We start from the raw sequence: 24,023 nt of genomic DNA, 5'->3' as shown, positions 1-24,023 counted from the left end.
ACCGGGGACGTGCGGAAGAACCGGACCACCGTCGCGCCGAGCGCGGCCACGACGAGCAGCAGCAGCGCCAGGTTGACGAGCCCGGCGGCGAGCGCGAGCGGCCCGTCCAGCGTCGGCAGGTACGCGCCGTAGTTGTGTGCGGTCGCGTTCACCGCCGTCACCACGTGGTCGCCGAGCTCCGCGGCGGGGCTGAAGCGCGCCACCGGCGAGTGCACCGAGAAGCCGCCGGCCCACCAGACCAGGGCGAGCAGCGCGTGCGCGAGCACGACCGACCCGGCGGCGGCGGCGAGCAGGTGCGCGTCGGTGCCGCGCCAGGTCCGCCCGCGGATCAGCCGCGCCGCGCTCACCAGCGCGAGCGGCACCGCGCCGATGAACATGGCCAGCGGGTCGGCGACCTGCGCGAGCGCGAGCACGACCAGCACCCCGACGGGCCACCAGCGGCGCAGCGGCGTCGCCGACCTGCGGTCCACGAGCAGCCACGCGAGCAGCAGCGGCACGGCGGTGCCGGTGTGATCCGGCGCGTACAGCACGACCGCCCACCCGCCGTGCGGCTGGGGCACGAGCAGGGTCGCGACGACCACCGCGACCCTCGCCCACGCCGCGCGCCCCGTCGCGTCGCCCTTGGCGGCGAGCGAGGCGAACACGATCAGCAGCAGGTAGGTGGTCGCCGACGCCACGTGCACGACGCGCTGGTCGAGACCGAAGAAGACCTCGATCAGCGCGTACTGCAGCAGCTCCGTGCTGTAGAACGACACGTCACTGAGCGTCCAGCCGCGCAGCAGCACGTCACCGTGCAGCATGTCCCAGGCCTGCAGCGCGTTGGCGGCGGCGTCACTGTTGGTGGGGGTGGCCCGCGCCATGCGCAGGTAGCCGAGGAGCAGGACCGCCAGGCCGGCGACGACCGCCCCGACCGTGACGAGCCGGGTCTTCCGGCTTGTCGTCGCCGCCGGTGTACGAACACCGTCGGGCTGGACACGTTGACGCGGGATTGTGGGCAGGGTCGCCCGCTGGGCGGGCCCCGTCACCCCGCCGAGAGTTGGGCTCACACAACCTCCGACGCATTCCCCCCGCCGCGCGGTTGGCGGCACCCAGTGAACGTGATCTACCTGTGATCACGCCCGGGCCATTCTCCTGCACCCGCGCAACGGTCCGGTGTCTGCTGTCCGGGATGTGTCCGACACCTCTTCCCGGCCATTGACGATCACCTTCGTAACTATCAGCATCACTGTGTATGTGTGGGGTGATATTCGGGGTGATCCTGCCGGTCGGCGCCGTGTGGTGGATGACGCAGCTGGACTCCACCGCCGGCCGGGTGGCCGTGTTCCTGCTCGGGTTCGTCGGCTACCCGAAGCTCGTCAAGGACTCCTACCGCGGCATGGGCCGCCTGCCGGACGTGTCCGTGGACCCGCGGCAGGACGGGCTGGCCGCGGTGGCCTTCTCGCCCGACGGCACGCTGGTCGCCACCGGCGGCGCCGACTGCACCGTGCGGATCGCGGACGCACGGACCGGCGAGGACACCGGGGCAGACCGGCCGGCGCCGGGCGGCTGGGTCATGGCGGTCGCGTTCACCCCCGACGGCCGGAGCATCGTCACCGGCAGCGCCGACGGCCTCGCCCAACGATGGGACGCCGCCACCGGCGCGGAGCTGGCCACCATGTCCGGCCACACGGCGCCGCTGAAGTCCGCCGCGGTCTCGCCGGACGGCCGGCTCGTCGCCACCGGCAGCATCGACCTGACCGTGCGACTGTGGGACGCCGCAACCGGCGAACCCCTCGCGGTGCTGACCGGGCACTCGGGCCACGTCGAGAAGGTGCTGTTCTCCCCCGACGGGCGCACCCTCGCCAGCGCCGGCTTCGACGGCTCCGTGCTGCTGTGGGACGTGCCGTCACGCACCCGCCGCGCCACCCTGCGCGGGCACCGCGCCCAGGTCATGGCGCTCGCCTACTCCCCCGACGGCACCACCCTCGCCGCCGGCGGCCTCGGCGGCGTGGTCCGCCTGTGGGACGTCGCCACCGGCACCCTGACCGGCTCCCGCAACCCGGGCGGCCGCCGCCGGGTCCTGTCCCTCGCCTGGGGCCGCGACGTGCTCGCCATCGGCTGCGCGAGCGGCATCATCAAGCTGCGCCCCGCGCCAGGCACCCCCGACCCCCGCTTCCTGAACACCGGCACCCGCCTCGTCAACGCCCTCGCCTTCCACCCCGACGGCACCACCCTCGCCGCCGCCGACGGCAACGGCCACCTCCACCTGTGGCACAACGTCACCACCACCCCGGCGCCATGACCCCTCGGGCCGTCCCGCCACCGCCCCGCCCGGGGCGGACGAACACCACCGCGTCCGCAGGAGACGTCCACAGCAGACGTCCACAGAAGAACACCGCACACATGCTGCGCCGACCCATCCACACGCGCCGCGGCACCCTGGCTCAATTGGGGCAGGATTGCGGCATGGTGGACGCTCCCCAACCCGACTGCTGGCTGCACCCCGACGTCGAGGTGGGCGTGTCGGGGATCGCCGGCGACGGGCTCTTCGCCCGGGCCAGGATCCCCGCGGGCGCCGCGGTGTCGCGGCTCGGCGGGCGGCTGGTGACCTGGGCCGAGCTCAGCGACATGCTCGCCGAAGCGGCCCGGCGGCCCGGCAGCCCATACATCGACACGATCACGGTGAGCGGGACGCTGCACCTCGTGGTGCCGCCCGGCAGGCCGAACGGCAAGGGCAACCACAGCTGCGACCCGAACCTGTGGTGGGTCGACGCCTACACGCTCGCCGCCCGGCGCGACATCGACGCCGGGGAGGAGCTCACCAACGACTACGCGACGAGCACCACCGCCCCCGGCTTCACCATGCCGTGCGGCTGCGGCTCCACCCTGTGCCGCGGCACGGTGACCGGCGACGACTGGCGGCTGCCCGACCTCCATCACCGTTACGGCGAGCACTGGGTGCCCGCCGTGAGAGACCTGTCTTCGCATGCCAAAGTCCTACCACCGGGGTCTGACAAAATCTGAGGCATGCAGGGACGGGGAAACCGGTTCGGTGAGGTCGCGGCGGTGTACGACGACGCCCGGCCGGGCTACCCGCCGGAGGTCGGCCCGGCGATGGCGTCCTATATGGAGCGTCCACTGGAGACGGTCGCGGAGATCGGCGCCGGCACCGGGCACGGCACGGCGGTGCTGCTCGGGCTGGGGGCACCGGTCACGTGCGTCGAGCCGGACGCGAGGATGGCGGCGGTCCTCCAGGCCCGGTTTCCCGCGGTGACGGTGGTGGCGGCGCCGTTCGAGCGGTGGGTGCCACCGCCGGGCGGGGTGTCGCTGCTCGGCTGCGCGATGGCGTGGCACTGGCTCGACCCGCAAACACGCGCCAAGCGCGCGTTCGACGCGATCACGCCCGGCGGGACCCTTGCCGTGTTCGGGCACCGGTACGCGTACGCCGACCCGGCGCACGCGGCCGCGATCGACGCCGCGTTCCGGTCGGTGCCCGACGACGGCGTGCGGCCACGGCCCGACACCTGGGCGCGGGACGACATCGCGGCGGCGGGCCTGTTCACCGGCGTGGAGCTGGTGCGGATGGGCCGCGAGCTGCCGATGACCACGGCGGAGTACCTGCGGCTGGTCCGCACGTTCGGCCCGTTCCGGGCCAGGACACCGCAGGAGCAGGAGACGCTCCTCGCCGCGCTGGCTCGGACGCTGGACGGCCTCGGCGGCGGCACGACCCTCGACCTGCGCACGACCGTGACGCTCGCCCGCCGGGCAGGGAACGCCTGACCGGAGGAGAATCGGGATCATGTATGTCATCAAGGAACGGTTCTTCGACATCGGTGACGACTTCGACATCACCGACGACTCGGGCCGCAAGGTGCTGCACGTCGACGGCAAGGTGCTGAGCCTGCGTGACAAGCTGGTCATCGAGGACCTCCACGGCGCCGAGGTCGCGTCGGTCCACCGGCAGCTGATCGCGCTGCGGCCCACGTACCAGATCAGGATCGCCGGCGAGGACGCCGCGGAGGTCCGCAAGAAGCTGTTCACGCCGTTCCGCGAGAAGTTCACCATCGACGTGCCGGGCGATGGCGACCTGACGATGAGCGGTGACCTGTTCGACCACGAGTACACGGTGGAGCGCGACGGCCGCGAGGTCGCCTCGGTGTCGAAGCGCTGGCTGAGCATCCGCGACAGCTACGCGGTGCGCATCGCCGACTCGGAGAACCACGTCCTGATCCTCGCCGCGGTCCTCGCGCTCGAGCTCGCCACTCAGCGCGAGAAGGACGAGGAGCGCAAGAAGAAGGAACAGCAGGACGACTGACGTGCCGCCGCCACCGGGTGTCCGGTGGCGGCAGCACACATCAAAGGCCGCACACATCAAAGGCCGCACACATCAAGGTCAGAGGCGGACGGCGACGACCGTGTACGGGGTGGTCGGCGTCGGCGGCGTCGTGAAGCGGGCGTTCGGCAGGTACAGCCGGTTGCCGAACCTCGCGACCGTCGTCGGCACGTCGAAGCGGGCGTCGGTCACCGACGCGATGACGGTGCCGGCGCGGCCGTCCTTCGACAGTTTCACCGAGGTGAGCAGGTTGAGGCGGTTCTGCACGACGTACAGGGTGCGGCCGATCGTGAGCAGGCCGTCGCCGTTGACGAGGGCCAGGTCGCCGATGCGGGCGGTGACGCCGGACGCGGGGTCGATGCGGAACAGGTAGCCGGTGCTGGACTGCACGGCGATCAGGGCGCGCCCGTCCGGGGTCTGCGTGATGCCGTTGAGGTTGAGGCCGTTCGGGTCGAGGACGAAGTCGCCGGTGAGCGGCAGCGTCTCGAAGGTGGCGGGCAGGGAGCCGTCGCGCCCGAGCGGCAGCCGGTAGACGACGGCCTTGTTGGAGTCGGTGAAGTACGCGGCCCGCGGGGTGAGCACGACATCGTTGACGAACGTGGGCGCGGTCGCGAACTGGTAGGAGCGCAGGACGGCGCCGGTGCGCAGGTCGATGACGCGGGCGTTGCCGGCGTTGCCGCCGGCGACGAAGAGACGGCCGCGCTGGTCGGTCTTCATGCCCAGCGACGGGGTGCCGACGGCGGGGCTGATCACGGTGCCCTTGCCGGTGACGAGGTTGGCGCGGTAGATGCGGCCGTCCGCGCGGGAGCCGAGGTACGCGAAGGGCCCGGGACCGGTCGCGATGCCCTCGGGCTGGAACCCTTCGGGGAGATCCAGCACAGCGGGCGAAACGGGCGAGGCCGACGCCGGCGCGGACATCAGTACAGACGCCAACACCACGGACAGGATGGCTGTGACGCGCAGGAATTTCGACATGTCGTGGTGTACCCCGAATTCAGCTGGTCGCGTTCATGTGCCGGCGGATCCGCTCGACGGTGTCCGTGGGCGGGGCGAGGAACTGCAGGCCGAGCTCGGTCTGGGGGCCGCGGGCGATGCAGTGCACGACCTGGCAGTGCAGGCGGGTGGGTGTGCCGTCGAGCACGAGCTCGACGTCGAGGGTGCCGCCGGTGCGCAGGTCGAGGGTGCCGTCGGCCTGGCAGCGCAGGCCGCCGTGGCTGAGGTCCTGCAGCTGGGCGGAGACGACGTCGCGCCCGCCGGCGAGGCCGAGGCGGACGGGGCCGGTGGCGGCGATGCGTTCGGCGTGGCGGCGTTCCAGCTTCTCCGCGAGCGCCGACATCTGCTCGATGCGCTCCATCGTGCCGTTGACCTGGCGGTCCAGGACCTCGACGACGCTGTGCTGGTCGACGGCGACGTGCCGCAGGACGCCGGTCGCACCGCCGATGCCGCCGACGCCGGCGACCATCGCGGCGATCGTGTTCGTCATGTCGGCGGCGCTGCGCTCCAGCGTGGTGAGGGTGGCGGCGATCTGTTCGGTGGACTGGGCCGTCGTGCCGGCGAGGTCCTTCACCTCGTCGGCGACGACGGTGAAGCCGCGGCCCGCCTCCCCGGCGCGGGCGGCCTCGATGGTGGCGTTGAGGGCGAGCAGCCGGGTCTGCGCCGCGATGCCGGCGATGAGCTGGGTGGTGCCGTCGACCTGGCGGAGGCTCTCGCCGAGCGCGGCGACGACCTGTTCGGCGCGGCGGGCCCGCTCGACGACGGACGCGGTGGCGTGGTCGGCCTCGGTGACCCGCTCGTCGATGGTGCGGGCGGCGTCGCGGACGGCGTCGACCTGCGCGCGGACGTCGCGCAGCTCGCGGGAGATCTCGCCGACGGACTCGTCGACGACTCCCTGGGCGCGTTCGCGGAGCTGCCGCTGTGCCTCCCGCTGCTGTTCGAACGACGCGTGCAGCTGTTCCTCCCGGACGTGCTGGGCCTGGCGCAGCTCCGCGTCCTGCTCGGCGAGGCGGCCGCGGGCCTTGCGCAGGGCCCGGCCGAGGTCGCCGAGCTCGTCGCGCCCGTCGGGCAGTTCCCGCTCGGCGAGGTCTCCGTCGGCGGTGGCGACGACGCCGTCGCAGGCGAGGTTCACGTCGTGGCGGGTGCGCCACCAGACGGCCGCGGCGAGCCACAGCGCGATGACGAGGCCGGCGGTGGTGGCGGTGAGGTTGATCAGCCGGTCCTGGCGCAGGTGGTCGAGCCGGGTGCCGAGCAGCCGGTTCAGGGCGGCGATGGCCGGTTCGACGGCGGCGACGACGGCCGCGGCGCCGTCGAACGCGGTCGGGCCCGGCTCGGTGAGCTTGGCGGTGAGGGTGGCGCCGAGCGCCTCGACGGCGTCCGCGGCGGCGCCGAGCGTGGTGAGCCGCTGTGCGAGCGACGCGTCGCCGGTGTCGCGGGTCGCGGTCTGCACCGCCTCGCGGATCTCGCCGGCGGTGCCGTCGAGGGTGCCGGCCAGGACGGCCTGGGCCGCGACGCGGTCGTTGTGGGGTGCGGAGGTGTCCTGGGCCGCCGCGCCGGTGGCCGCCAGGATCGCCTCGGGCAGCAGCCCGATCAGGATGCCCGCGACGTGGGCCGTGTCGAGGTCCGGGTCGAGGGTGAGGTTGGACGTGTTGCCGGCCTCGGTGATGAGCGCGGCGATGGCCTCGGCCGCCGGCAGCTTCCCCTGGGCGGCGGTGACGGCGTTCATCTCGTCCGACAGGCCCAGGCGCGGGTGGCCGGCGACCTCGGTGCGCAGCCGGCCCAGGTCCGGGGTGCGGCCGGCGGCGAGGTCGGCCATCGCGTCCAGCGCCGGATGGACCACCTCGGCGCCGTCGACCTCGGCGCCGGTGAGGTCGATCTGGTGGTTGACGGATCCGGTGTACGCCCAGGTGGCGCCCAGGCCGGGGATCAGCAGCACCACGCAGAGCACCGCGAGGCGGGTGCTGGTGCGGACCCGGTCCGCGAGCCAGAGTGCCGGCGCGAGCAGGACCGGCCGTCCAGAAGCGGTCACACCGGGTGCATCGGCGGTGCGGGACGGTTGTTGAGCGTTTCGGGCCCCGCCGGTACATCGGCACCGGCGGGGCCTGAGACGTCAGAGGAAGCGGTACGCGGTGCCGCCCCGCACCGGCGCGACGCGCACACCGGTGCTGGGGTTGGCGGCCTCGACGACCTTGCCGCCGCCGATGTAGATGGCGACGTGCCCGGAGGTGTGGATGACGTCGCCCGGCATCCACTGCCCGGACGGCACGCGCCGTCCGCGGGCGGCGATCTGCTCGCTCTGGTGCGGCAGCTTGATCCCGACCCGGGCGTAGGCGGCCGACACCAGGCCGCTGCAGTCATACGTGTTCGGCCCGGAGGTGGCGTACACGTAGCGCTTGCCGACCTGGGCGAGGGCGAAGGACACCACGGTCCCGGCGGCGCCGGAGGGCGGCTTCACGGTGGACCCGCCCGATCCTGAGCCGGTCGACTTCTTCGGTGCCGCCGTCTTCGGCGCCGGCTTGGCGACGTTGACCGAGGGCTGCGCCGGGGGCGCGGGGCGGGTGTCGGCGTCGTTGGCGCCGGGAGCGGTGCGGGTCTGCAGCCGCAGCGTCCGGTAGGCCTTGTCGGCCCGCTCGTAGGCGGCCAACTGGAGCTCCTGGTCGGCGAGGGTGCCGGCCGAGTCGACGCTCAGTTCGTTCGGTGGTGCTGGTTGGGCCGCGGCGGCCGAGGGGCCGAGCCAGACGGCGGTGAGGGCGAGTGCGGCGGTGCCGGCCGCGATGCGGTGCAGGGGCTGGCGTGCGTTCAGGATGACTCCACTGTCGGCCCGGTGCTCTCATGCGTGTCTCGGGATGCCTGCCGCTGCGGAAGCCGGACGGACCCGAAGTACCGGGCGAAACGGACGATGTGGTTACCGGCCGTCATGAGGGCCGTCGGCGACGCTAACCGCAGCATCCGCCCGACGTTGGCGGGCGTGAAATCATTCACAGCCACGATTGCCCGCCTGCACCCTGGAATGACCGTATTTGTCCGTACCGAACGGCCGACCGGCCCGGAGCCGACCGGCCGACCCTGTACGGCGACCGGACCCACCTGACCGAATCAACCGCATATGCTGCATTCATGGGGATTTTTCGGACACTGCGGAGGGGTGTCGCGATGGCGGTCGTGCTCGCCGCGGCCGCCTGCGGCGGTGGTGGCGACGACGGACCGGCCACCTCCGCCAGCTGCGCGCCCTACGCGGACTACCAGGGCCACCGCGGCACCACCGTCAGCGTCTCCTCGTCGATCCGGGACGTGGAGGCCGACAAGCTCGCCAAGGCCTGGGAGGCGTTCCAGGCGTGCACCGGCATCTCCATCAACTACACGGGCTCCGCGGACTTCGAGACCGCGCTGCCCACCCGGGTCAAGGCCGGCGACGCGCCCGACCTGGCCCTCTTCCCGCAGCCGGGCCTGCTGACGAGCATGGTCCGCGCCGGCGCCCTCAAGCCCGCCGGCACCGAGGTCGTCGCCAACGTCGACCGCTGGTTCTCCGCGGACTGGAAGCGCTACGGCAGCGTCGACGGCGTCCTGTACGGCGCCCCCGTCGACGCCAACGTGAAGTCCTTCGTCTGGTACTCGCCGAAGTACTTCGCCGCGAAGGGCTACACGGTGCCGAAGACGTGGGCCGAGATGCTCACGCTCAGCGACCGCATCGCCGCCGACGGCGTGAAGCCGTGGTGCGCCGGCATCGAGTCCGGCGCCGCGACCGGCTGGCCGGTCACCGACTGGCTCGAGGACACGCTGCTGCGCACCGCCGGACCCGACGTCTACGACCGGTGGGTCGAGCACCGGATCCCGTTCGACGACCCCGCCGTCGTCGCCGCGCTCGACCGCGTCGGCGGGATCCTGCGCAACCCCGCCTACGTCAACGGCGGCTACGGCGGCGTCGACAGCGTCGCCACCACCGCGTTCCAGGAGGGCGGCCTGCCGATCCTGCAGCAGGAGTGCGCCATGCACCGGCAGGCGTCGTTCTACAGCACCTGGTGGCCCTCGACCGCGAAGATCACCGAGGACGGCGACATCTTCGCGTTCTACCTGCCGCCGGTCGACCCCGCGGCGGGATCGGGGGCCGGCCGCCCCGTCCTCGGCGCCGGGGTGTTCGCCGGCGCCTTCACCGACCGCCCGGAGGTCCAGGCGCTCGCCGCCTACCTGGCCACCCCCGAGTTCGCCGACCGCCGGGCCGTCAGCGGCGACATCGTCAGCGCCAACAAGGGCCTCGACCGGTCGCTGCTCACCTCGCCGGTGGCGAAGCTGTCCGCGGACCTGCTCGCCGACCCCGCCGTCGCGTTCCGCTTCGACGGCTCCGACCTGATGCCCGCGACCGTCGGCGCCGGCTCGTTCTGGACCGAGATGACCGCGTGGGTGAAGGGCACCCCCACGGCAACCGCGTTGCACCGGGTCGACGCCACCTGGCCCGCTTAGCTTCCGCCGCCCCGCGCCGATGTCAGCGGCGTGTACGACCGGATGCGGCGCTGGACGGCTGACCGCCGGATCGCCACGAAGATCATGAGTGTGTCGCTCGTCGTCACCGCGATCTTCACCGCGTCCGGCGTCGTCGGCCTGCTCAACCTGCGCCGGCTCGTCGCCGAGCAGGACCACGAGTACAAGGTCAACGTCGTCGCCCTGGCGCGGATGACCGCGGTCCGCTCCGCCGTCGGCTCCCAGCAGGAGTCCGTGCTGTCGTACATCCTGTCGGAGCCCGGCTTCTACCGGGACAGCTACGCGGAGATCATCGCCGAGACCGACAAGGCCATCGACACCGACGTGCGGGCGCTGACCGTCATCGGGCTGTCCGCCGCCGAACACGAGAGCCTGCGCTCCTTCGCCGCGACGATCACGATGTGGCGCACCGCCCGCGACGCGGCGCTCGACGCGGCCCGCGACGGCGACCAGCGCAAGGCGGCCTCCGTCGTGCTGGTGCGCTCCGAGGCGATCGCCCGCGCCGTCAAGGACCGGGCCAGCAGCTTCCTCGACCAGCTCGTCGACGCCGTCGACGACGGTGCCCGCAGGACCAGGGCCAACAGCGTGCGCACCGCCCAGCTGATGGGCCTGCTGCTCGCCATCGGCGCGCTCGCCGCGGTGCTGCTGTCGGTGCTCGCCGCCCGCACCATCTCCAGACCGCTGCGGGAGGTCGTCGACGTCCTCGCCAGGGTCGCCCGCGGCGATCTCAGCCGCCGGGTCGAGCTGGACCGCGCCGACGAGGTCGGCCAGATGGGGCGCTCGCTCAACGAGACGCTCGGCGTGCTGCGCGGCGTGTTCGAGGAGGTGCACCACCGGGCCTCCCACGACGGGCTGACCGGCCTGGCCAACCGGGCGCTGCTGCGCGAGCGGCTCGGCGCGGCCCGCGGCAACGCCCGCAGCGGCCTGCCCGTCGCGATGCTGCTCGTCGACCTCGACGGCTTCAAGCAGGTCAACGACGTGCACGGGCACGCCGCCGGGGACCACCTGCTCACCGTCGTCGCGGAGCGGCTGCTCGCCGGGGTCCGCGCCTGCGACACCGTGGCCCGGCTCGGCGGGGACGAGTTCGCGGTCCTGCTCGACGGCATGGACGCCCGCGAGGACGTGGACGCCGTCGCCGGCCGCCTGCTCGCCGCGCTGCAGGTCCCGACCGAGCACAACGGCGCCACGCTCACCCCGCGGGCCAGCGTCGGCGTGTCACTGTGGGACGGCGAGGTCCCGATCGACGAGCTCATGCACGACGCCGACGTCGCCATGTACGCGGCGAAGACCGGCGGCAAGGGCCGCGTCGCCCACGCCCCGTGCCCGCAGCGCGCCGCCTACCGGAACGCGTCCGCCGGGTCCGCGTAGGCCATCATCAGCACGACCTTGCCGTCCTCGACGGTGAACACGTCCGCGACCGTCGCCGACGCCGGCGTGCCGTCGCGGAGCGTGCCCCACACCCGGTGCACGATCACGATCTGGTCGCCGCGGCGGTGCGCGACCGGCTCGGAGTGCAGCTCGCCCCAGCCGTCGTAGGAGTCGCGCAGGTACGCCGCGACCGCCGCCGGCCCGCGGTGGTGTCCGCCGCCGGGGAACTCGTCCGGCTCGACCCAGTCCACGTCCGGCGCCAGGTCCCGCACCGCGCCGTCGATGTCACCCCGCGCGAACGCGGCGTAGGCGCGCAGCACCAGCGCCAGATCGCTGTCCAGCTCCTCCTCGGTGGGTGACCCATCGCCCGCACCGCGCTCCGGTGCCGGCGGGTCCTGTTCGGCCTCCTTCGCCGTGTACGACCCGCCACCCTCGCCGCGCTCCTCCACCATGTCCGGACCGCCGCCCGCGCCGCGCTCCTCCACAGTGGATGACCCGCCACCCTCGCCGAGCTCCTGCGCCGTGTCGGAACCGCCGCTCGCGCCGAGCTCCTCCGCCGTGTACGACCCGCCGCCCGCGGTGTGCTCCGGGGCCGGCAGGTCCGGCACCCGGGAGAACAGCCTGCCGCGCCCGTGCAGGCCGGCCCGCGCGGTCACCGGCAGCGCCACCAGGCACACCCCCTCCGGGACGGCGAGCCGGCCGGTGCCCCACCGCACCCAGATCGCGACCCGCCCGGCGGCGGCCTCGGCGGCGAGCTTGTCGACGGTGCGCTGCCGGTCGCCGTGGTCGACCTCGACCACCACGGGCGGGCCGCCGGGCCGCGCGCAGGCGACATCCAGGACGGAGCGCTGCCGCTCGTACGGTGGCGGCAACGGCAACACGCTCGCGGCGCGGCGATAGGTCCGCCAGCCCTGCCCCTCGGCCCACGCCACGACCGCCTCGACGAGCAGCCCGGTGACCTCGTCGGCGCCCCGGTCGGCGAACGTGACGGCCTCAAGTGCCTCGGTGAGGGACGCCGCTATGTCCATGATGAAACGCTACAAGGACGACGCCGCAGGGCGGTCAAAGGTTGAAAGCGCAGCAGATGGGATTTGTCATGTTGAATCGGTCATGGCGCGTGGTTAGCGTCCAGACCATGACGAACAAGCTCACCCGCCGCGCCGCCATCGCGCTCGGCGCCGGGGCCGCGGCCGTCCCGCTCGTCGGCTCACCCGCTTCGGCGGAGGCGGCGACGACGACGACAGGGTCACCCTCCGAGCGCATCCGTCGCGTGTACGAGCGGCAGAAGGCCAAGGCCGGCGGCACCTGGCACGCCCACATCGCCCTGGTCGACGCGGCCGGGGTGCCGCAGCCGGTCGTCCAGGACGACGCCGACCACGTCACCAAGGGTTACAGCGTGCAGAAGCTCGCCGTCGCCACCGCCGTCATGGACAAGATCGACCGTGGGGAGCTGCGGCTGGACCAGAAGCTCGACCTGCAGGCCGACATCATCCTCGGCGGCACCGGCATCTACTTCCTGCACACGGTGTGGGGTGACGACATCACGGTCGCCAACTTCCTCACCGCGATGCTGCTCGTCTCCGACAACACCGCGGTGCGCATGTGCGGCCGGGTCGTGCCGGCCCTGGAGATCAACGAGATCCTCGCCGCGAAGGGCTTCACCCACACCAGGGTCGAGCCGGTCGCGAACCCGAACCGGTTCTTCCTCGGCGACACCACGCCCCGCGAGATCCACGACCTGCTGTGGCGCCTGGCAACGAAGACGCTGCTGAAGCCCGCCTCCTGCGACTTCCTGCTGGGCATCCTGCGCTGGATCAACGGCTACCACGACGGGATCCGGCGCAACATGTCCTCGGCGGAGCGCAGCCGGGTCGCGTCCAAGTACGGCCAGGACTTCAACACCCTCGGCGCGTCCCGGCACGAGGCCGGGATCATGTTCGGCGCCGACGGCGCGCCCGCCCTCGTCTACGGGCTGTTCGCCGAGGGCCTCGGCGACCTCGACAACTACGGCGCGACGCACCCCGCCGTCGAGGCGCACGCGGTGCTCGGCCGGGCCATGTTCGACGTGGTCGAGCGGGTCACGGTGCCGGCGATCGCGGCGAAGCAACCGCTGAAGCCCTTCACCGCGGTGGACGGGGGCTGACCCGCTCCAGCACCGCCTCCAGCAGGGGCCCGGGTGCCTCGTCGGGGATCCAGTGGCTGACGCCACGCAGGGTCACGAAGCGGAAGTCTCCGGTCACGAAGGCCGCGCACCGGCGGGCGGCGTGACCGGAGATCGCCACGTCGCCGTCGCTCCAGACGAACGTCGTCGGCACCGTGACCGGTCCCAGTCCCTTGAGGTCGTGGCCGGAGATCGCCCTGTACCAGTTGAGCGCACCCGTCAGGTTGTCCGGCTCCGTGGTGGGGTGACCGCCGGCGATCCTGCGCAGCAGCGCGCCACCGCGGGCCGACAGCAGCCGCTCCGGCAGCCACGGCGTGCGGAAGAACAGCATGTACGCCGACTTGAGCGTCTGCGCGACGTCGCGCTTGACCGAGGTCGCGTACGCCACAGGGTGCGGCACGGACACGGCGGTCAGCGTCCGGACCCGGTCCGGGTGCCGGGCCGCGACCTGCCACGCGACCACCGCGCCCCAGTCGTGCCCGACGACGTGCGCGTCGGGCAGCCCGAGCGCGTCGAGCACGGCGACGACGTCGGCGACGCACTCGGCCATCCGGTAGGCCCGCTTGCCGTCCGGCCGGGCGTCCGGGGAGTAGCCGCGCTGGTCGAGGGCGAAGGTGCGCAGGCCGGCGTCGTGCAGCCCGCCGGTGATGCCGTCCCACTCGCGGCTGTCCTGTGGAAACCCGTGCAGCAGCAGGACCGGCGGGCCGTCCGCGGGACCCTTTGCGTGCACCTCGAAGGTCAACCCGCGAACGTCGATGCGCATCGGGTGACGGTACATTGAGGCGCATGGTCGATCGGTACCGGTCGCAGTCCGCCTTCAGTGACCCGGGTCCGTACTCCGCGCTGCTCAACCATTTGCCGACGGACATCCCCGGCCTGGTCAGCGTCGTGCGCAACGTCGTCGTGCACTACTTCGCGCAGGGCCTGTCGTTCTCCGGCGTTCGACTTGCCGAGGTCGACTCGCGGTGGGTGTCGCGGATGCTCGCCGCGGACCGGTCCCGGCACACCCGCCCGCTCGGCGCGCCCCGCGAGCCGAAGACCCGCGTCGTCGGCTGCGCCCGCGACTTCACCCTGCTCACCGTCGCCGCGCTGCGCCACCGCGGGGTAGCCGCCCGCAGCCGGATCGGTTTCGCCGGCTACTTCGGCGACGCGTTCCACTACGACCACGTGGTCGCCGAGTACTGGAACGGCGAGCGCTGGGTCCGCGTCGACGCCCAGCTCGACCCCGCCTCGACCGACGTCGACACCTTCGACGTGCGGGAGTTCATCACCGCGGCCGAGGCGTGGACCGCGCACCGCCGCGAGGAGATCGACGCCGACAACTTCGGCGCGGATCCGGTCGGCCCGTACCGCGGCCACCGCTTCCTGCTCGACCAGGTCCGCCACGAGCTCGCCCACCGCCAGCGCGACGAGCTGCTGCTGTGGGACGAGTGGGGTGAGGTCGACGAGGAGCTCGCCGACTGGGTCGCCGAGCGGCTGCTCGCCGCCGACGCGGGCGCCGTCGAGGCGGAGCGGGAGCTCGCCGACCGGTACGCCGCCGACCCCGCCCTGCACCCGGGCGGCCGCGTCCACTGCGTCTCCCCGAGCGGCCTGGACGCCTGGGTCGACCTCTGACGTCCCGCGGTCGGGCCCCCGCGGGCGTTGTCAAAAGATGCGTCAGAAGAGGCCGAGACGGCCGATCGGGTCGACCAGCTCGCGCTCCTCATAGGCGAGGTGCGACAGCAGCGTGTCGCCGAGCAGGTCGACGGCCTTGCGGACGTCGGCGATGCCGTCGGGCCGCGACACCATGGCGACGAGGGCGGCGTCGACCCGCTCGAGCACGTCGGCGATCACGTGGTGCTCGGCCTCCAGCCGGTCGACGACCGGGACGAGGCGCGGGTCGGCGGCGCGCAGGCGCGGGAAGAGGTTCACGTCCTCGATGGTGTGGTGGGTGGTGACGACCCGGCAGTAGCTCTCGCAGTACGTGCCGAGGGTCCAGGCGTTCTGCCGCATCGTCATCGTGTTGATCATCGACCGGGCCCGGCCGACGTCCATGCCGCCCGCGGCGACCTGCTCGACCAGGTCCCGCAGCTGCTCCAGCTCCTGGCGGAGGTGGTCGTGCACGTCGACCAGGTGCTGCCCGGACGCCCGCTGCGCGGCGGTGAGCGGCGTCCCGGGCACGGGCCCCACCGGCCGCTGCGACTCGTCCCACAGCGCGACCGCCCCCGACACCTCGCCCGCCGCCGCCACGGACACCACCTCCGGCGCGGCGGCCGGCGCGGGCGCGTCGGTGGCGCCACGGGCCGCGGCCACGAGACGGCGGGTATCCGGCACCACGTCCTCGGCGAACGTGCGGAGCACACCGTCCCCGCCCGCCTGCACCATCAGGACGAAGGTGCTCATCCCCTCCCCCAGCGCCAGGTCGGCCAGCTGCGCCGCCCACGTCCTCGGGTGCCCGGCGAGGGGCGCCTGACCGGGGGCCACGTTGTACAGGCGGCGGATGTCGCCCGGGGAGCGGCCGGCCGCGGTGGCGGCGTCGTCGATGCGCCGGTTCGCCTCGGCCAGCTGCGGTGGCGGCACGTACGGGGCGCTCGGCAGCCACCCGTCGGCGAGCCGGCCGACGAGGCGCAGCATGCGTGGCTTGACACCGCCGATCCAGATGCCGATCGGGTGGGCGGCCGGCGGGCCGGGGTGGGCGCCGCGCAGGCGGTAGTGGGTGCCGTCGACGCGGGCGCTGCGCTCGGTGCTCCACAGCGCCCGGATGACGTCGACGGCCTCCTCCAGGGCCTCGAGCGACGCGCCGGGGGTCAGCACCTCGCCGCCCATGCCGGCGATCGCGTCCCAGAAGGCGCCGGCGCCGAGGCCGAGCTCGACCCGGCCGCCGGTGAGGACGTCGAGGCTGGCGGCGGCCCGGGCGAGGACGGCCGGCGGGCGCAGCGGCAGGTTGGCGACGTTGGGGAAGACGGTGAGCGTGCTGGTCTGCGCCGCGACGACGGACAGCAGCGTCCACGCGTCCAGGAACCGCGCCTGGTACGGATGGTCCTGCACACTGGTCAGGTCGAGGCCGAGCTCCTCCGTGAGCCGGGCGAGCCGGAGCGTCTCCGTGGCGGTCGCCGCCTCGGCAGGCAGGAACGTCCCGAAGCGCAGCTCGTGCCCGTAGTCGGTCATGCAGATATTCTGCCACACAGACGATTGGGGCGTTCGCTTCGTGTGACCGGACGCACCCGGCCGGCGCCGCGAAGTGCGTCCCGCCCCCGGTCCCACCCTTTCACAGGCAGATGGCGGAGCGTCGGCGACCGACTCGGGCGACGCTCCCGGCAACCTCCGCGAGCGCCCGGAAGCGATCCCCCACCCGGCCCCGGCACCAGCGGCACGAACCGGGAACGGCGGTAGATCGCCAGCGCAAGGGAGTCATCGACAGGCGCGAGCCCCGTGACGGGACAGGGCCCGGCCATCCGCATGGCCGGGCCCTGTCTCGACGTCGGACTTGAAACGCTGCCCGCTACGGGCAGGCGGCGTCGTTACCGGCGACGTTGACCGCGGTCCAGGCGGCCTTGACCGCCTTGTACTCGGTGGAGCAGTTGCCGTACAGGTCGGCGGCGGCGCGCAGCGAGTAGGCGCGGGCCGTGTTGCCCGGGTTGGCGGTGTTGACGTAGGACGTGTTGGACGTGAAGTACAGGTTCACGGCGCGGAACCAGATCAGCTCGGCCTTCGACCGGCCGATGCCGGTGACGGCGGGGGCGGAGCCGCAGACCGGGGAGGTGCCGTAGGCGGTGCTGCCGGTGCCGTTGGCGAGGTTGAAGAAGAAGTGGTTCGCCGGGCCCGACGAGTAGTGCACGTCGACGTTCTTGGTGCTGGTGGACCAGCAGCTGTGCGACGAGCCGTCCAGCGACGGGTTGTACATGTACCGCAGCGGCGTCCCGTTGCCCCGGATGTTGATCTTCTCGCCGATCTGGTAGTCGCCCGGGTCGCTGGCGGTGTTGGCGTAGAACTCGACCATCGAGCCGAAGATGTCACTGGTGGCCTCGTTGAGACCGCCGGACTCGCCGGAGTAGGTGAGGCCGCCGGAGACGATGTTGGCGGTGACGCCGTGGCTCATCTCGTGGCCGGCGACGTCGAGGGAGACCAGCGGCCGCGCGTTGCCGGAGCCGTCGCCGTAGGTCATCTGCGAGCCGTTCCAGAACGCGTTGACATACGCGTTGCCGTAGTGCACCCGCGACGGCACGCCGGCGCCGTTACCGAAGATGCCGTTGCGGCCGTGCACGTTCTTGAAGTAGTCGAACGTCTTCGCGGCGCCGAAGTAGGCGTCCGCGCCGGCGGACTGCCGGTTGCTGTTGGCGTTGGTGCCCCACGTGTTGTCGGCATCGGTGAAGACGGTGCACGTGCCGGAGGTGGTGTTGTTCATGTCGCAGGCGGTGTTGTTGCCGTGCGAGGGGTCGCTCATCCGATACGTGCTGCCGCTCAGCGTCGTGTCGATGCTGACGTTGCCGGAGTAGATGGTCTTGCCGGTGCCGGCCACGGTCTCGATCTCGTCCCACGTGCCGAGGACCTCGTTGCTGGTCGCGTCGGTGACGACGTGCAGCACGGACGGGGTCTGCCCGTCCGGCGCCCAGCCCTCCACGACACTCTCCCACGCGAGCCGCCCCGTGCCGCTGGAGGCGTCGACCATGAGCTGCGGCGCGCGGGTGGCGGTCACGCTGCCGGCGAACGCGGCCTTGGCGGTGCGCTGCGCGGCGACCGCCGCGACGGACGGGGTGACGGAGATCCGCAGCGGCGCGTCGAGGCTGTTGGACGTGCCCGCGTAGGCGCCCTTGGCGTCGGTGTGCACGACGACGTCGCCGCCGTAGACGCGCAGCCCGTGATACGTGCGGGTGTAACGCACGTGGGCGGCGCCGCCGGCCTCCACCTCGGCGCGGTAGACCTTGAACGCGTCACCGGACGCGACCTTCGCGTCGGCACCGTGCAGCCGCAGCGCCCGGTCGACGGTGGCCGAGCCGGCCGAGCCGCCGGACACCTCGACGGCCGGTCCGCCGGAGCCGACGGGTCCCGCGAACGCGGCGGTGGCCGTCGCGGGCACGACAAGCACGGCGCCGATCAGCGCCGCGAAGCTTCTTCTCACTGGCCCTCCCTGAGTGGGTCCATCCGTGACGGGTGACGTCACGCATCGACGTATATCAGGGTATGAATGTCTCGTGAACCCCTTGCTACAAGGTCATGTGGAACGAACGACCCACGATCTCGCGTAAGACGGCGTCGTCGACGGCATCGACACGCTTGATGTAGAGGCAGCCCTTGCCGGTCGTGTGCGGCCCGAGCCGGCCCAGCAGGTCCTGATACGCATCCACCCCGCCGGTCAGATACAGCACCGTCTGCGCCTTGCGCGGCGAGAAGCTCACCGCCGGAATGTCGCCCTCCCGGCCCGAGTCATAGCGGTAGTGCCGCGAGCCGAAGCCGACGATCGCCTTGCCCCACAGCACCGCCGGCTCGCCCGTCACCGCGCCCATCAGCGCGACGAGCTGCCGCGCCTCCCCGCGCCGCCGCTCGTCGGCCACCCCCTCGACGAACTCGCCGACATCACCGTCGCCCGCCACCGTCTGGTTCGTGTCTGCCATGCGCACACGCTACGACCCGGGTACGACATTTCCGCCGGCGTTGAGCCGCGCGGCACGCATCGTCAGGTACCGCCGCTCCGGGATGCTCGCCGTGGCCGACGCCGCCGCCCGGTAGTGCCCGGCCGCCGCCGCGGCGTCACCGGCCAGCTCGTGCAGGTGGCCGCGGACCGCGTCGAGCCGGTGGCTGCCCGGCAGGCGTCCGTCCAGGGCCGCCAGCAGCCGCAGCCCCTCCGCCGGGCCGTCCACCATCGCGGCCGCGACCGCCCGGTTCAGCGCGACGACCGGATTCGCGGTCATGCGCTCCAGCAGCCCGTACAGGGCGAGGATCTGCGGCCAGTCGGTGTCCTGCGTGCTCGCCGCCCGGTCGTGCAGGGCGGCGATCGCGGCCTGCAGCTGAAACGGCCCGACCGCGCCGGCGCGGAACGCCGCGTCGAGCACGGCGGTGCCCTCCACGATCAGCGGCCGCAGCCACCGCCGCCGGTCCTGCTCGGCGAGCGGCACCAGGTCACCGGCGGCGTCGACGCGGGCGGGCCGCCGGGCGTCGGTGAGCAGCATCAGCGCCAGCAACCCCGCGACCTCACCGTCGTCGGGCAGCAGCGCGCGCAGCATCCGGGCGAGCCGGATCGCCTCGGCGGACAGGTCGACGCGGACGAGCTCGCCGCCACCGCCGGCGTACCCCTCGTTGAAGATCAGATAGAGCACCTGGAGCACCGATCGCAGCCTGGACGCCCACTCCGGCCGCTCCGGCATCCGGAACGGCGCGTCGAGGGAGCGGACCTTCTGCTTCGCGCGGCTGATCCGCTGGCCCATCGTCGCCTCCGGCACCAGGAACGCCCGGGCGATCTCACCCGTGGTCAGCCCGCCGACGGCCCGCAGCGTCAGCGCGATCGCCGACGCCTCGGTGAGCGCCGGATGGCAGCACAGGAACAGCACGGTCAGGGTGTCGTCCCGCTCGTACACCACCGGCGGCGGCTCGACGGCGAGCACCTCGCGCCGCCGTCTGGCCTGGTCGGCCCGCAGCTGGTCGAGCAGCTTCCGCGAACCGGTCTGGATCAGCCAGCCCCGCGGGTTGTCGGGGATCTCGTCCCAGTGTGTGGCGGCGGCGAGCAGCGCCTCCTGTGTGGCGTCCTCCGCGGCGCAGAAGTCGCCGAACCGGCGGGCGAGCGCGCCGAGGACCTGCGGCGCCAGCTCGCGCAGCAGGTCCTCGACGGAGTCCTTCACCGGCTCAGACCTCGGACGTCAGCAGCTCGAAGTCGGCCGCGTCCATCACCCTGCGGACCGTGATCGGCTGCCGCTGCGGCACCCCACCCGGCCCCGGCACGCACGAGATCTTCGCGGCGATCTCGATCGCCCGGGCCTCCGAGTCGACGTCGACCAGCTGATACCCGGCGAGCAGCTCCTTCGACTCGGCGAACGGCCCGTCGGTGACGACCGGCGCCGCGACGCCGTCGGACGTGACCACCTTCGCGTGCTCCGGCCCGGTCAGCGCCTGCTGGTCGACGAGCTCACCGCTGTCGAGCAGCTCCTGCCGCAGCGCCCCGTAGTAGTCCATGTGCGCCGCGATGTCCTGCGGCGTCCACTCGTCCATCGGCGTGTCCACGTCGCCGCCGTTGTAGTCCACGATCAGCAGGTACTTCGCCATCCCCGGCTCCTCACGTCGCGCCGCGCCGTCCGGCGGCGGTCACCATGGGAACGAAGCCACCCCGGCGGTTTCGACATGCGCGGCGCAACGATCTTCGCACTCGCACAGTGGATGACGACGTCATGATGTGACGATGGAGACCGAAGCCGGATTCGAACCGGCGTGCACCGCTTTGCAGGCGGCCCCCTGACCTGACTCGGGCATACGGTCGTGCTGCTGCGTGCCCTCGGCTGGACTCGAACCAGCGACCTTCAGGTTCGGAACCTGGCGCTCTGCTCCACTGAGCTACGAAGGCGTGTGTACTGCGTGCGGGTGGAGGGATTCGAACCCCCTGAGCCAAAGGCACCTGGGTTACAGCCAAGCCCGACTCTCCAACGTCGGCGCACCCGCATGATCTGGTGTTGCTCCGGCGCCCGGACTCGAACCGGGACCCGAACGGTTAACAGCCGTTTGCCCTGCCGATTGGGCGACGCCGGACCGGACTGACACCGAACTGACGTAGCGCGGACGGGCCTCGAACCCGCACAGTGTCCCGGGTGAAAGCCGGGCGACTCTCCCAATTCGTCCACCGCGCCATGCTTCATACACGGTCGTACACGTGAGATGCGGGGGTGGGATTCGAACCCACGATGCTCCGGCTTATGAGACCGGCGAGGACGACCGAACTCCTCCACCCCGCAGTGCGCCGCCAGGGACTCGAACCCCGAACTTGCTGGTTAAGAGCCAGCCGCTCTACCCATTGAGCTAGCGGCGCGCTGTACTGCGTGTCCTCGGCTGGATTCGAACCAGCGACCCCCAGGTCCGCAACCTGGCGCTCTACTCCCCTGAGCTACGAAGACGTGACTTTCCAAAGTGCCCTCGGCGCGATTCGAACGCGCACCTACGACGACCTCAACGCCGTGCCTCTACCTTTGGACCACGAGGGCCGGACTTTTCTTGACGGCGCCCCGGACAGCCCCGGGGCGTGCGCTGCAGGCGGAGGATTCGAACCCCCAATGTCCGGTTCAGAGCCGGATGTGTTGCCGGGTTACACCAGCCTGCAAGGGGCCGGCGGGGTGATGGCCCGCCGGCCGGGGAACAACGGAGCGGCAACCGGGACTTGAACCCGGGACCTTCGCCATGGCAAGGCGACGCTCTGACCACTGAGCTACAACCGCACGTGCTGGTGCCCCGGGAGGCGAGCGTCCCCCTCGCGTTCCCTTCCCCGGGCACCCAGAACAGCTCACGGGCACCGACCCCGTTTCTCCGCTGTGGAAGAGCGGCGTGTCCGCCGAGTTCACCAGAGCTGCGTCGCCCGTCCGGGGGTTGAACCCGGTCTTCCGGATTGAGAGTCCAGTGGTCTACCTTCCTCAGCCTCACGGGCGCTATTTCGCACATTTATATAGACGTGCGTCATCCACTGTGGAGTTGTCAAAGAACGCCATTCATCGACCGGTGAGCGGGCAAAGAAAAACCGCCCGGTCCCGGGTACGGGAAGGGCGGCGGGGTGCTGTGCCAGCGGGATGCTAGCCGCTCCACCTGCCCTGGTGCTGCTGAAGTCGCTCACAGAGATAACCGCGGAGATTGCCTCCGAACACGGCTTCCCCGCAACCGCGCGGCAGCTGCCGTCGCGTCGCGTCACTGGGGAGCCGCTTCATGGCCCATCTCCTGTCTCTCGTGTTTCATCCGGTGTTGATGAATACGATAGGGCGCGCCGACGACGGCGACAACCCTATTTATCGGCGGTCTTTCAAATGGTCGTGTTCCAGGTGCGGATCGACGGCAGGTCGTGCTCGTGGCCGAGGGTCGAAAGGGTCGCGGTGTCGAGGCTGAGGCGCGCGCCGAACGCGACGGACTCGCCGATCCACCGCGACGCCAGGGCGCGCGAGGCGTGGCCGTGGCTGACGACGGCGACGTCACCGACGACGAGCATCGGGCGGACCCGCGCCAGGAACCGGTCGAGCCGGATGGTGACCTGCTCCGGGGTCTCGCCGCCGGGGCAGCCGTCGGTCCACAGGTCCCAGTCCGGCCGCTCGGCCCGGATCTCGGGGGTGGTCAGCCCCTCGTACGTGCCGTAGTCCCACTCGGCGACGTCGGCGTCGACCTCGGTGACCGTGAGGCCGGCGAGCTCCGCCGTGCGCAGCGCGCGGCGGCGGGGGCTGCTGACGACGGCGACGAAGCCCGCCGTCATGAACGCCCGGCTGAGTGCCCGGCCCTGCCGCTCACCCGCCGGGGTGAGGTCGAGATCGGTCCTCGAGGTGTGGCGCCCGGCGGCGCTCCACTCGGTCTGTCCGTGCCGCACCACGACGATGTCGCCCATCCGCCTCATTCTGCCTCGCTTCGCTACAGTGCGTCTCGTGGACGAGGTTCTGGTGCTCTGGGATGTTGACCATACACTCGTCGACGTCGATGGACTCGGTCGCGAGGCCTACGATCTGGCATTTTTTCGCCGGTACGGGCGGCCGGTGACCGCCCAGCCGCCGATGGCGGGCCGCACCGACCGGGCGATCGCGCACGACGTGCTGCGGCTCAACGGCGCGCCGACGTCCGAGGAGCACCTGGAGGGGCTGCGGGTCGCGGCGGAGACGGCGTTCGACGAGCTGGCGCATCTCCTGCCGGTGCGGGGCCGGGCGCTGCCCGGTGCCCTGGCCGCCGTCATGTCGGCGAGCGGGGTGCAATCGGTGCTGACGGGCAACCTGCGGCGGATCGCGGAGGTGAAGCTCGGCCCGTTCGGCCTGGTGGAGCACCTGGATCTGGACGCGGGCGCGTACGGCTGGAGCCACACCGTCAGGGCCAACCTCGTCGGCATCGCCAGGGCGGCGGCGCGGGACCGGTACGAGCGCTCCTTCGACGGCCTGCGGACGGTCCTCGTCGGCGACACACCCCTGGACGTCGAGGCGGCCCTCGCCACGGGCGCGGGCGTGGTGGCGGTGGCGACAGGCCGCTACACGGTCGAGGAGCTGGCGGCGGCGGGCGCGCACGTGGTCCTGCCCGACCTGTCCGACACCGGCGGAGTCGGGGACGCGATCAGCCGGGCCCGCACCGGCCACTAGATCTTCGGCGACCGGCTCTCGTACGGCGTGGACAGCACGACCGTCGTGCGGGTGATGACGTTGGCGGCGGTGCGGATCTCCTGCAGCAGGCGCTCCAGCGCGAGCGGGCTCTCGACCCGGACGAGCAGCATGTAGAAGTCCTCGCCGGCGACGGAGTAGCACGACTCGATCTCCGGCAGCTTCGCCAGCCGGTCGGGGGCGTCGTCGGGCTGCGACGGGTCGATGGGGCGGATCGCGACGAACGCCGTCAGCGGCAGTCCGATCGCGTCGTGGTCGAGCCGTGCCGTGTAGCCCTTGATGACGCCGCGCTGCTCCAGGCGGCGCACCCGCTGGTGCACCGCCGACACCGACAGCCCCACCTTCTCGGCGAGGTCGGTGTAGGACAGGCGGCCGTCGGCGGCCAGGGCCGCCACGATCGCGCGATCGGTCTCTTCCACGGCACGAACCC

General features: G+C 72.3%; 22 protein-coding genes and 12 tRNA genes. 9 read left to right on the top strand and 25 right to left on the bottom strand.

Annotated features, from left to right (window positions below; translation table 11 throughout):
• A partial coding sequence (locus ABZ321_RS42110) for a hypothetical protein (RefSeq protein WP_354901316.1) occupies positions 1-1,046 on the bottom strand: 1,046 nt, incomplete at its 3' end.
• A 185-nt stretch (positions 1,047-1,231) separates the two neighbouring features.
• Between ABZ321_RS42110 and ABZ321_RS42105 the strand changes: the two genes are divergently transcribed.
• From ABZ321_RS42105 to ABZ321_RS42090, 4 genes are all read left to right on the top strand, one after another.
• On the top strand, positions 1,232-2,281 hold the full coding sequence (locus ABZ321_RS42105; RefSeq protein WP_354901314.1) for a WD40 repeat domain-containing protein: 1,050 nt from the start codon (positions 1,232-1,234) through the stop codon (positions 2,279-2,281).
• A 164-nt stretch (positions 2,282-2,445) separates the two neighbouring features.
• Positions 2,446-3,003, top strand: coding sequence for an SET domain-containing protein-lysine N-methyltransferase (locus ABZ321_RS42100; protein ID WP_354901312.1), 558 nt, complete (start codon positions 2,446-2,448; stop codon positions 3,001-3,003).
• Between the two features lie 3 nt (positions 3,004-3,006).
• Entirely contained in the window at positions 3,007-3,759 is a 753-nt protein-coding gene (locus ABZ321_RS42095) for a methyltransferase domain-containing protein (protein ID WP_354901310.1), read from the top strand.
• Positions 3,760-3,778: 19 nt separating this feature from the next.
• Positions 3,779-4,294 (top strand): LURP-one-related family protein, encoded by a 516-nt coding sequence (locus ABZ321_RS42090; RefSeq protein ID WP_344502222.1) that lies wholly within the window; start codon positions 3,779-3,781, stop codon positions 4,292-4,294.
• A gap of 78 nt (positions 4,295-4,372) precedes the next feature.
• Here the strand turns inward: ABZ321_RS42090 and ABZ321_RS42085 are convergent, their stop codons facing one another.
• From ABZ321_RS42085 to ABZ321_RS42075, 3 genes are all read right to left on the bottom strand, one after another.
• Complete coding sequence (locus tag ABZ321_RS42085; protein WP_354901307.1) at positions 4,373-5,248, bottom strand: superoxide dismutase; 876 nt, start codon at positions 5,246-5,248, stop codon at positions 4,373-4,375.
• A 58-nt stretch (positions 5,249-5,306) separates the two neighbouring features.
• Complete coding sequence (locus ABZ321_RS42080; protein ID WP_354901305.1) at positions 5,307-7,334, bottom strand: methyl-accepting chemotaxis protein; 2,028 nt, start codon at positions 7,332-7,334, stop codon at positions 5,307-5,309.
• An 81-nt stretch (positions 7,335-7,415) separates the two neighbouring features.
• On the bottom strand, positions 7,416-7,949 hold the full coding sequence (locus tag ABZ321_RS42075; protein ID WP_344502218.1) for a C40 family peptidase: 534 nt from the start codon (positions 7,947-7,949) through the stop codon (positions 7,416-7,418).
• A 473-nt stretch (positions 7,950-8,422) separates the two neighbouring features.
• On the opposite strand from ABZ321_RS42075, the gene ABZ321_RS42070 reads away from it, so the two are divergent.
• Together ABZ321_RS42070 and ABZ321_RS42065 are read left to right on the top strand one after the other, a co-directional pair.
• On the top strand, positions 8,423-9,763 hold the full coding sequence (locus ABZ321_RS42070; protein ID WP_354901303.1) for an extracellular solute-binding protein: 1,341 nt from the start codon (positions 8,423-8,425) through the stop codon (positions 9,761-9,763).
• A gap of 30 nt (positions 9,764-9,793) precedes the next feature.
• Positions 9,794-11,149, top strand: coding sequence for a diguanylate cyclase (locus tag ABZ321_RS42065; RefSeq protein WP_344502216.1), 1,356 nt, complete (start codon positions 9,794-9,796; stop codon positions 11,147-11,149).
• Here ABZ321_RS42065 and ABZ321_RS42060 read toward each other — a convergent pair.
• On the bottom strand, positions 11,119-12,177 hold the full coding sequence (locus tag ABZ321_RS42060; RefSeq protein WP_354901301.1) for a nuclear transport factor 2 family protein: 1,059 nt from the start codon (positions 12,175-12,177) through the stop codon (positions 11,119-11,121). The genes ABZ321_RS42065 and ABZ321_RS42060 overlap by 31 nt on opposite strands.
• Before the next feature lie 107 nt (positions 12,178-12,284).
• Here ABZ321_RS42060 and ABZ321_RS42055 point away from each other — a divergent pair, with 107 nt between their 5' ends.
• Positions 12,285-13,292: a serine hydrolase gene (locus ABZ321_RS42055; RefSeq protein ID WP_354901299.1), complete on the top strand. Its 1,008-nt coding sequence runs from the start codon at positions 12,285-12,287 to the stop codon at positions 13,290-13,292.
• On the opposite strand, the gene ABZ321_RS42050 is transcribed toward ABZ321_RS42055, so the two are convergent.
• A complete protein-coding gene (locus ABZ321_RS42050; protein ID WP_354901297.1) occupies positions 13,270-14,073 on the bottom strand; it encodes an alpha/beta fold hydrolase in 804 nt (267 codons plus the stop codon). The genes ABZ321_RS42055 and ABZ321_RS42050 overlap by 23 nt on opposite strands.
• A gap of 23 nt (positions 14,074-14,096) precedes the next feature.
• On the opposite strand from ABZ321_RS42050, the gene ABZ321_RS42045 reads away from it, so the two are divergent.
• The gene (locus ABZ321_RS42045) at positions 14,097-14,924 is read left to right on the top strand and encodes a transglutaminase domain-containing protein (RefSeq protein ID WP_344502212.1); all 828 of its coding nucleotides are present in this window, start codon (positions 14,097-14,099) and stop codon (positions 14,922-14,924) included.
• 42 nt (positions 14,925-14,966) lie between these two features.
• Here ABZ321_RS42045 and ABZ321_RS42040 read toward each other — a convergent pair whose 3' ends face one another.
• The 18 genes from ABZ321_RS42040 to ABZ321_RS41955 all read right to left on the bottom strand — a co-directional run bounded on the left by ABZ321_RS42040 (position 14,967) and on the right by ABZ321_RS41955 (position 22,842).
• Positions 14,967-16,457, bottom strand: a complete 1,491-nt coding sequence (locus tag ABZ321_RS42040) for an LLM class flavin-dependent oxidoreductase (protein ID WP_354901295.1) — start codon at positions 16,455-16,457, stop codon at positions 14,967-14,969.
• A gap of 334 nt (positions 16,458-16,791) precedes the next feature.
• Positions 16,792-18,408, bottom strand: a complete 1,617-nt coding sequence (locus ABZ321_RS42035; protein ID WP_344502209.1) for a M4 family metallopeptidase — start codon at positions 18,406-18,408, stop codon at positions 16,792-16,794.
• Between the two features lie 85 nt (positions 18,409-18,493).
• Positions 18,494-18,901: a DUF1801 domain-containing protein gene (locus ABZ321_RS42030; protein ID WP_354901294.1), complete on the bottom strand. Its 408-nt coding sequence runs from the start codon at positions 18,899-18,901 to the stop codon at positions 18,494-18,496.
• Positions 18,902-18,910: 9 nt separating this feature from the next.
• Positions 18,911-20,122, bottom strand: a complete 1,212-nt coding sequence (locus tag ABZ321_RS42025; protein WP_354901292.1) for a DUF6596 domain-containing protein — start codon at positions 20,120-20,122, stop codon at positions 18,911-18,913.
• Positions 20,123-20,126: 4 nt separating this feature from the next.
• Positions 20,127-20,543, bottom strand: coding sequence for a YciI family protein (locus ABZ321_RS42020; RefSeq protein ID WP_344502206.1), 417 nt, complete (start codon positions 20,541-20,543; stop codon positions 20,127-20,129).
• Positions 20,544-20,677: 134 nt separating this feature from the next.
• Positions 20,678-20,753: transfer RNA gene (locus ABZ321_RS42015), tRNA-Cys, on the bottom strand.
• Positions 20,754-20,764: 11 nt separating this feature from the next.
• Positions 20,765-20,838 (bottom strand) — tRNA-Arg (locus ABZ321_RS42010).
• A gap of 12 nt (positions 20,839-20,850) precedes the next feature.
• Positions 20,851-20,933 (bottom strand) — tRNA-Tyr (locus ABZ321_RS42005).
• A 14-nt stretch (positions 20,934-20,947) separates the two neighbouring features.
• Positions 20,948-21,020, bottom strand: a tRNA-Asn gene (locus ABZ321_RS42000).
• 22 nt (positions 21,021-21,042) lie between these two features.
• Positions 21,043-21,118 (bottom strand) — tRNA-Glu (locus ABZ321_RS41995).
• A 28-nt stretch (positions 21,119-21,146) separates the two neighbouring features.
• A tRNA-Met gene (locus ABZ321_RS41990) sits at positions 21,147-21,223 on the bottom strand.
• A gap of 1 nt (position 21,224) precedes the next feature.
• Positions 21,225-21,297: transfer RNA gene (locus ABZ321_RS41985), tRNA-Lys, on the bottom strand.
• An 11-nt stretch (positions 21,298-21,308) separates the two neighbouring features.
• Positions 21,309-21,382, bottom strand: a tRNA-Arg gene (locus ABZ321_RS41980).
• 14 nt (positions 21,383-21,396) lie between these two features.
• Positions 21,397-21,469: transfer RNA gene (locus ABZ321_RS41975), tRNA-Leu, on the bottom strand.
• Between the two features lie 43 nt (positions 21,470-21,512).
• Positions 21,513-21,585 (bottom strand) — tRNA-Gln (locus ABZ321_RS41970).
• Between the two features lie 42 nt (positions 21,586-21,627).
• Positions 21,628-21,700: transfer RNA gene (locus ABZ321_RS41965), tRNA-Gly, on the bottom strand.
• Positions 21,701-21,833: 133 nt separating this feature from the next.
• Positions 21,834-21,907 (bottom strand) — tRNA-Glu (locus tag ABZ321_RS41960).
• 365 nt (positions 21,908-22,272) lie between these two features.
• A complete protein-coding gene (locus ABZ321_RS41955) occupies positions 22,273-22,842 on the bottom strand; it encodes a histidine phosphatase family protein (protein ID WP_344502205.1) in 570 nt (189 codons plus the stop codon).
• 37 nt (positions 22,843-22,879) lie between these two features.
• Here ABZ321_RS41955 and ABZ321_RS41950 point away from each other — a divergent pair, with 37 nt between their 5' ends.
• Positions 22,880-23,575: a haloacid dehalogenase-like hydrolase gene (locus ABZ321_RS41950; protein ID WP_354901290.1), complete on the top strand. Its 696-nt coding sequence runs from the start codon at positions 22,880-22,882 to the stop codon at positions 23,573-23,575.
• On the opposite strand, the gene ABZ321_RS41945 is transcribed toward ABZ321_RS41950, so the two are convergent.
• The gene (locus ABZ321_RS41945) at positions 23,572-24,012 is read right to left on the bottom strand and encodes an Lrp/AsnC family transcriptional regulator (RefSeq protein WP_344502203.1); all 441 of its coding nucleotides are present in this window, start codon (positions 24,010-24,012) and stop codon (positions 23,572-23,574) included. The genes ABZ321_RS41950 and ABZ321_RS41945 overlap by 4 nt on opposite strands.
• Positions 24,013-24,023: the final 11 nt, after the last annotated feature.

Source organism: Dactylosporangium sp. NPDC006015 (assembly GCF_040614215.1).
Taxonomy (GTDB): domain Bacteria; phylum Actinomycetota; class Actinomycetes; order Mycobacteriales; family Micromonosporaceae; genus Dactylosporangium; species Dactylosporangium maewongense.
This window is presented reverse-complemented; position numbering and strand designations above follow the sequence as displayed.

Excerpts from the sequence above, each read along its gene's own strand:
- ABZ321_RS42105 (WP_354901314.1), top strand. The coding sequence starts at position 1,232 with ATGTGTGGGGTGATATTCGGGGTGATCCTGCCGGTCGGCGCCGTGTGG.
- ABZ321_RS42100 (WP_354901312.1), top strand. The coding sequence starts at position 2,446 with ATGGTGGACGCTCCCCAACCCGACTGCTGGCTGCACCCCGACGTCGAG.
- ABZ321_RS42095 (WP_354901310.1), top strand. The coding sequence starts at position 3,007 with ATGCAGGGACGGGGAAACCGGTTCGGTGAGGTCGCGGCGGTGTACGAC.
- ABZ321_RS42090 (WP_344502222.1), top strand. The coding sequence starts at position 3,779 with ATGTATGTCATCAAGGAACGGTTCTTCGACATCGGTGACGACTTCGAC.
- ABZ321_RS42070 (WP_354901303.1), top strand. The coding sequence starts at position 8,423 with ATGGGGATTTTTCGGACACTGCGGAGGGGTGTCGCGATGGCGGTCGTG.
- ABZ321_RS42060 (WP_354901301.1), bottom strand. The coding sequence starts at position 12,177 with ATGGACATAGCGGCGTCCCTCACCGAGGCACTTGAGGCCGTCACGTTC.
- ABZ321_RS42055 (WP_354901299.1), top strand. The coding sequence starts at position 12,285 with ATGACGAACAAGCTCACCCGCCGCGCCGCCATCGCGCTCGGCGCCGGG.
- ABZ321_RS42050 (WP_354901297.1), bottom strand. The coding sequence starts at position 14,073 with ATGCGCATCGACGTTCGCGGGTTGACCTTCGAGGTGCACGCAAAGGGT.
- ABZ321_RS42045 (WP_344502212.1), top strand. The coding sequence starts at position 14,097 with ATGGTCGATCGGTACCGGTCGCAGTCCGCCTTCAGTGACCCGGGTCCG.
- ABZ321_RS42040 (WP_354901295.1), bottom strand. The coding sequence starts at position 16,457 with ATGACCGACTACGGGCACGAGCTGCGCTTCGGGACGTTCCTGCCTGCC.
- ABZ321_RS42030 (WP_354901294.1), bottom strand. The coding sequence starts at position 18,901 with ATGGCAGACACGAACCAGACGGTGGCGGGCGACGGTGATGTCGGCGAG.
- ABZ321_RS42020 (WP_344502206.1), bottom strand. The coding sequence starts at position 20,543 with ATGGCGAAGTACCTGCTGATCGTGGACTACAACGGCGGCGACGTGGAC.
- ABZ321_RS41955 (WP_344502205.1), bottom strand. The coding sequence starts at position 22,842 with ATGGGCGACATCGTCGTGGTGCGGCACGGACAGACCGAGTGGAGCGCC.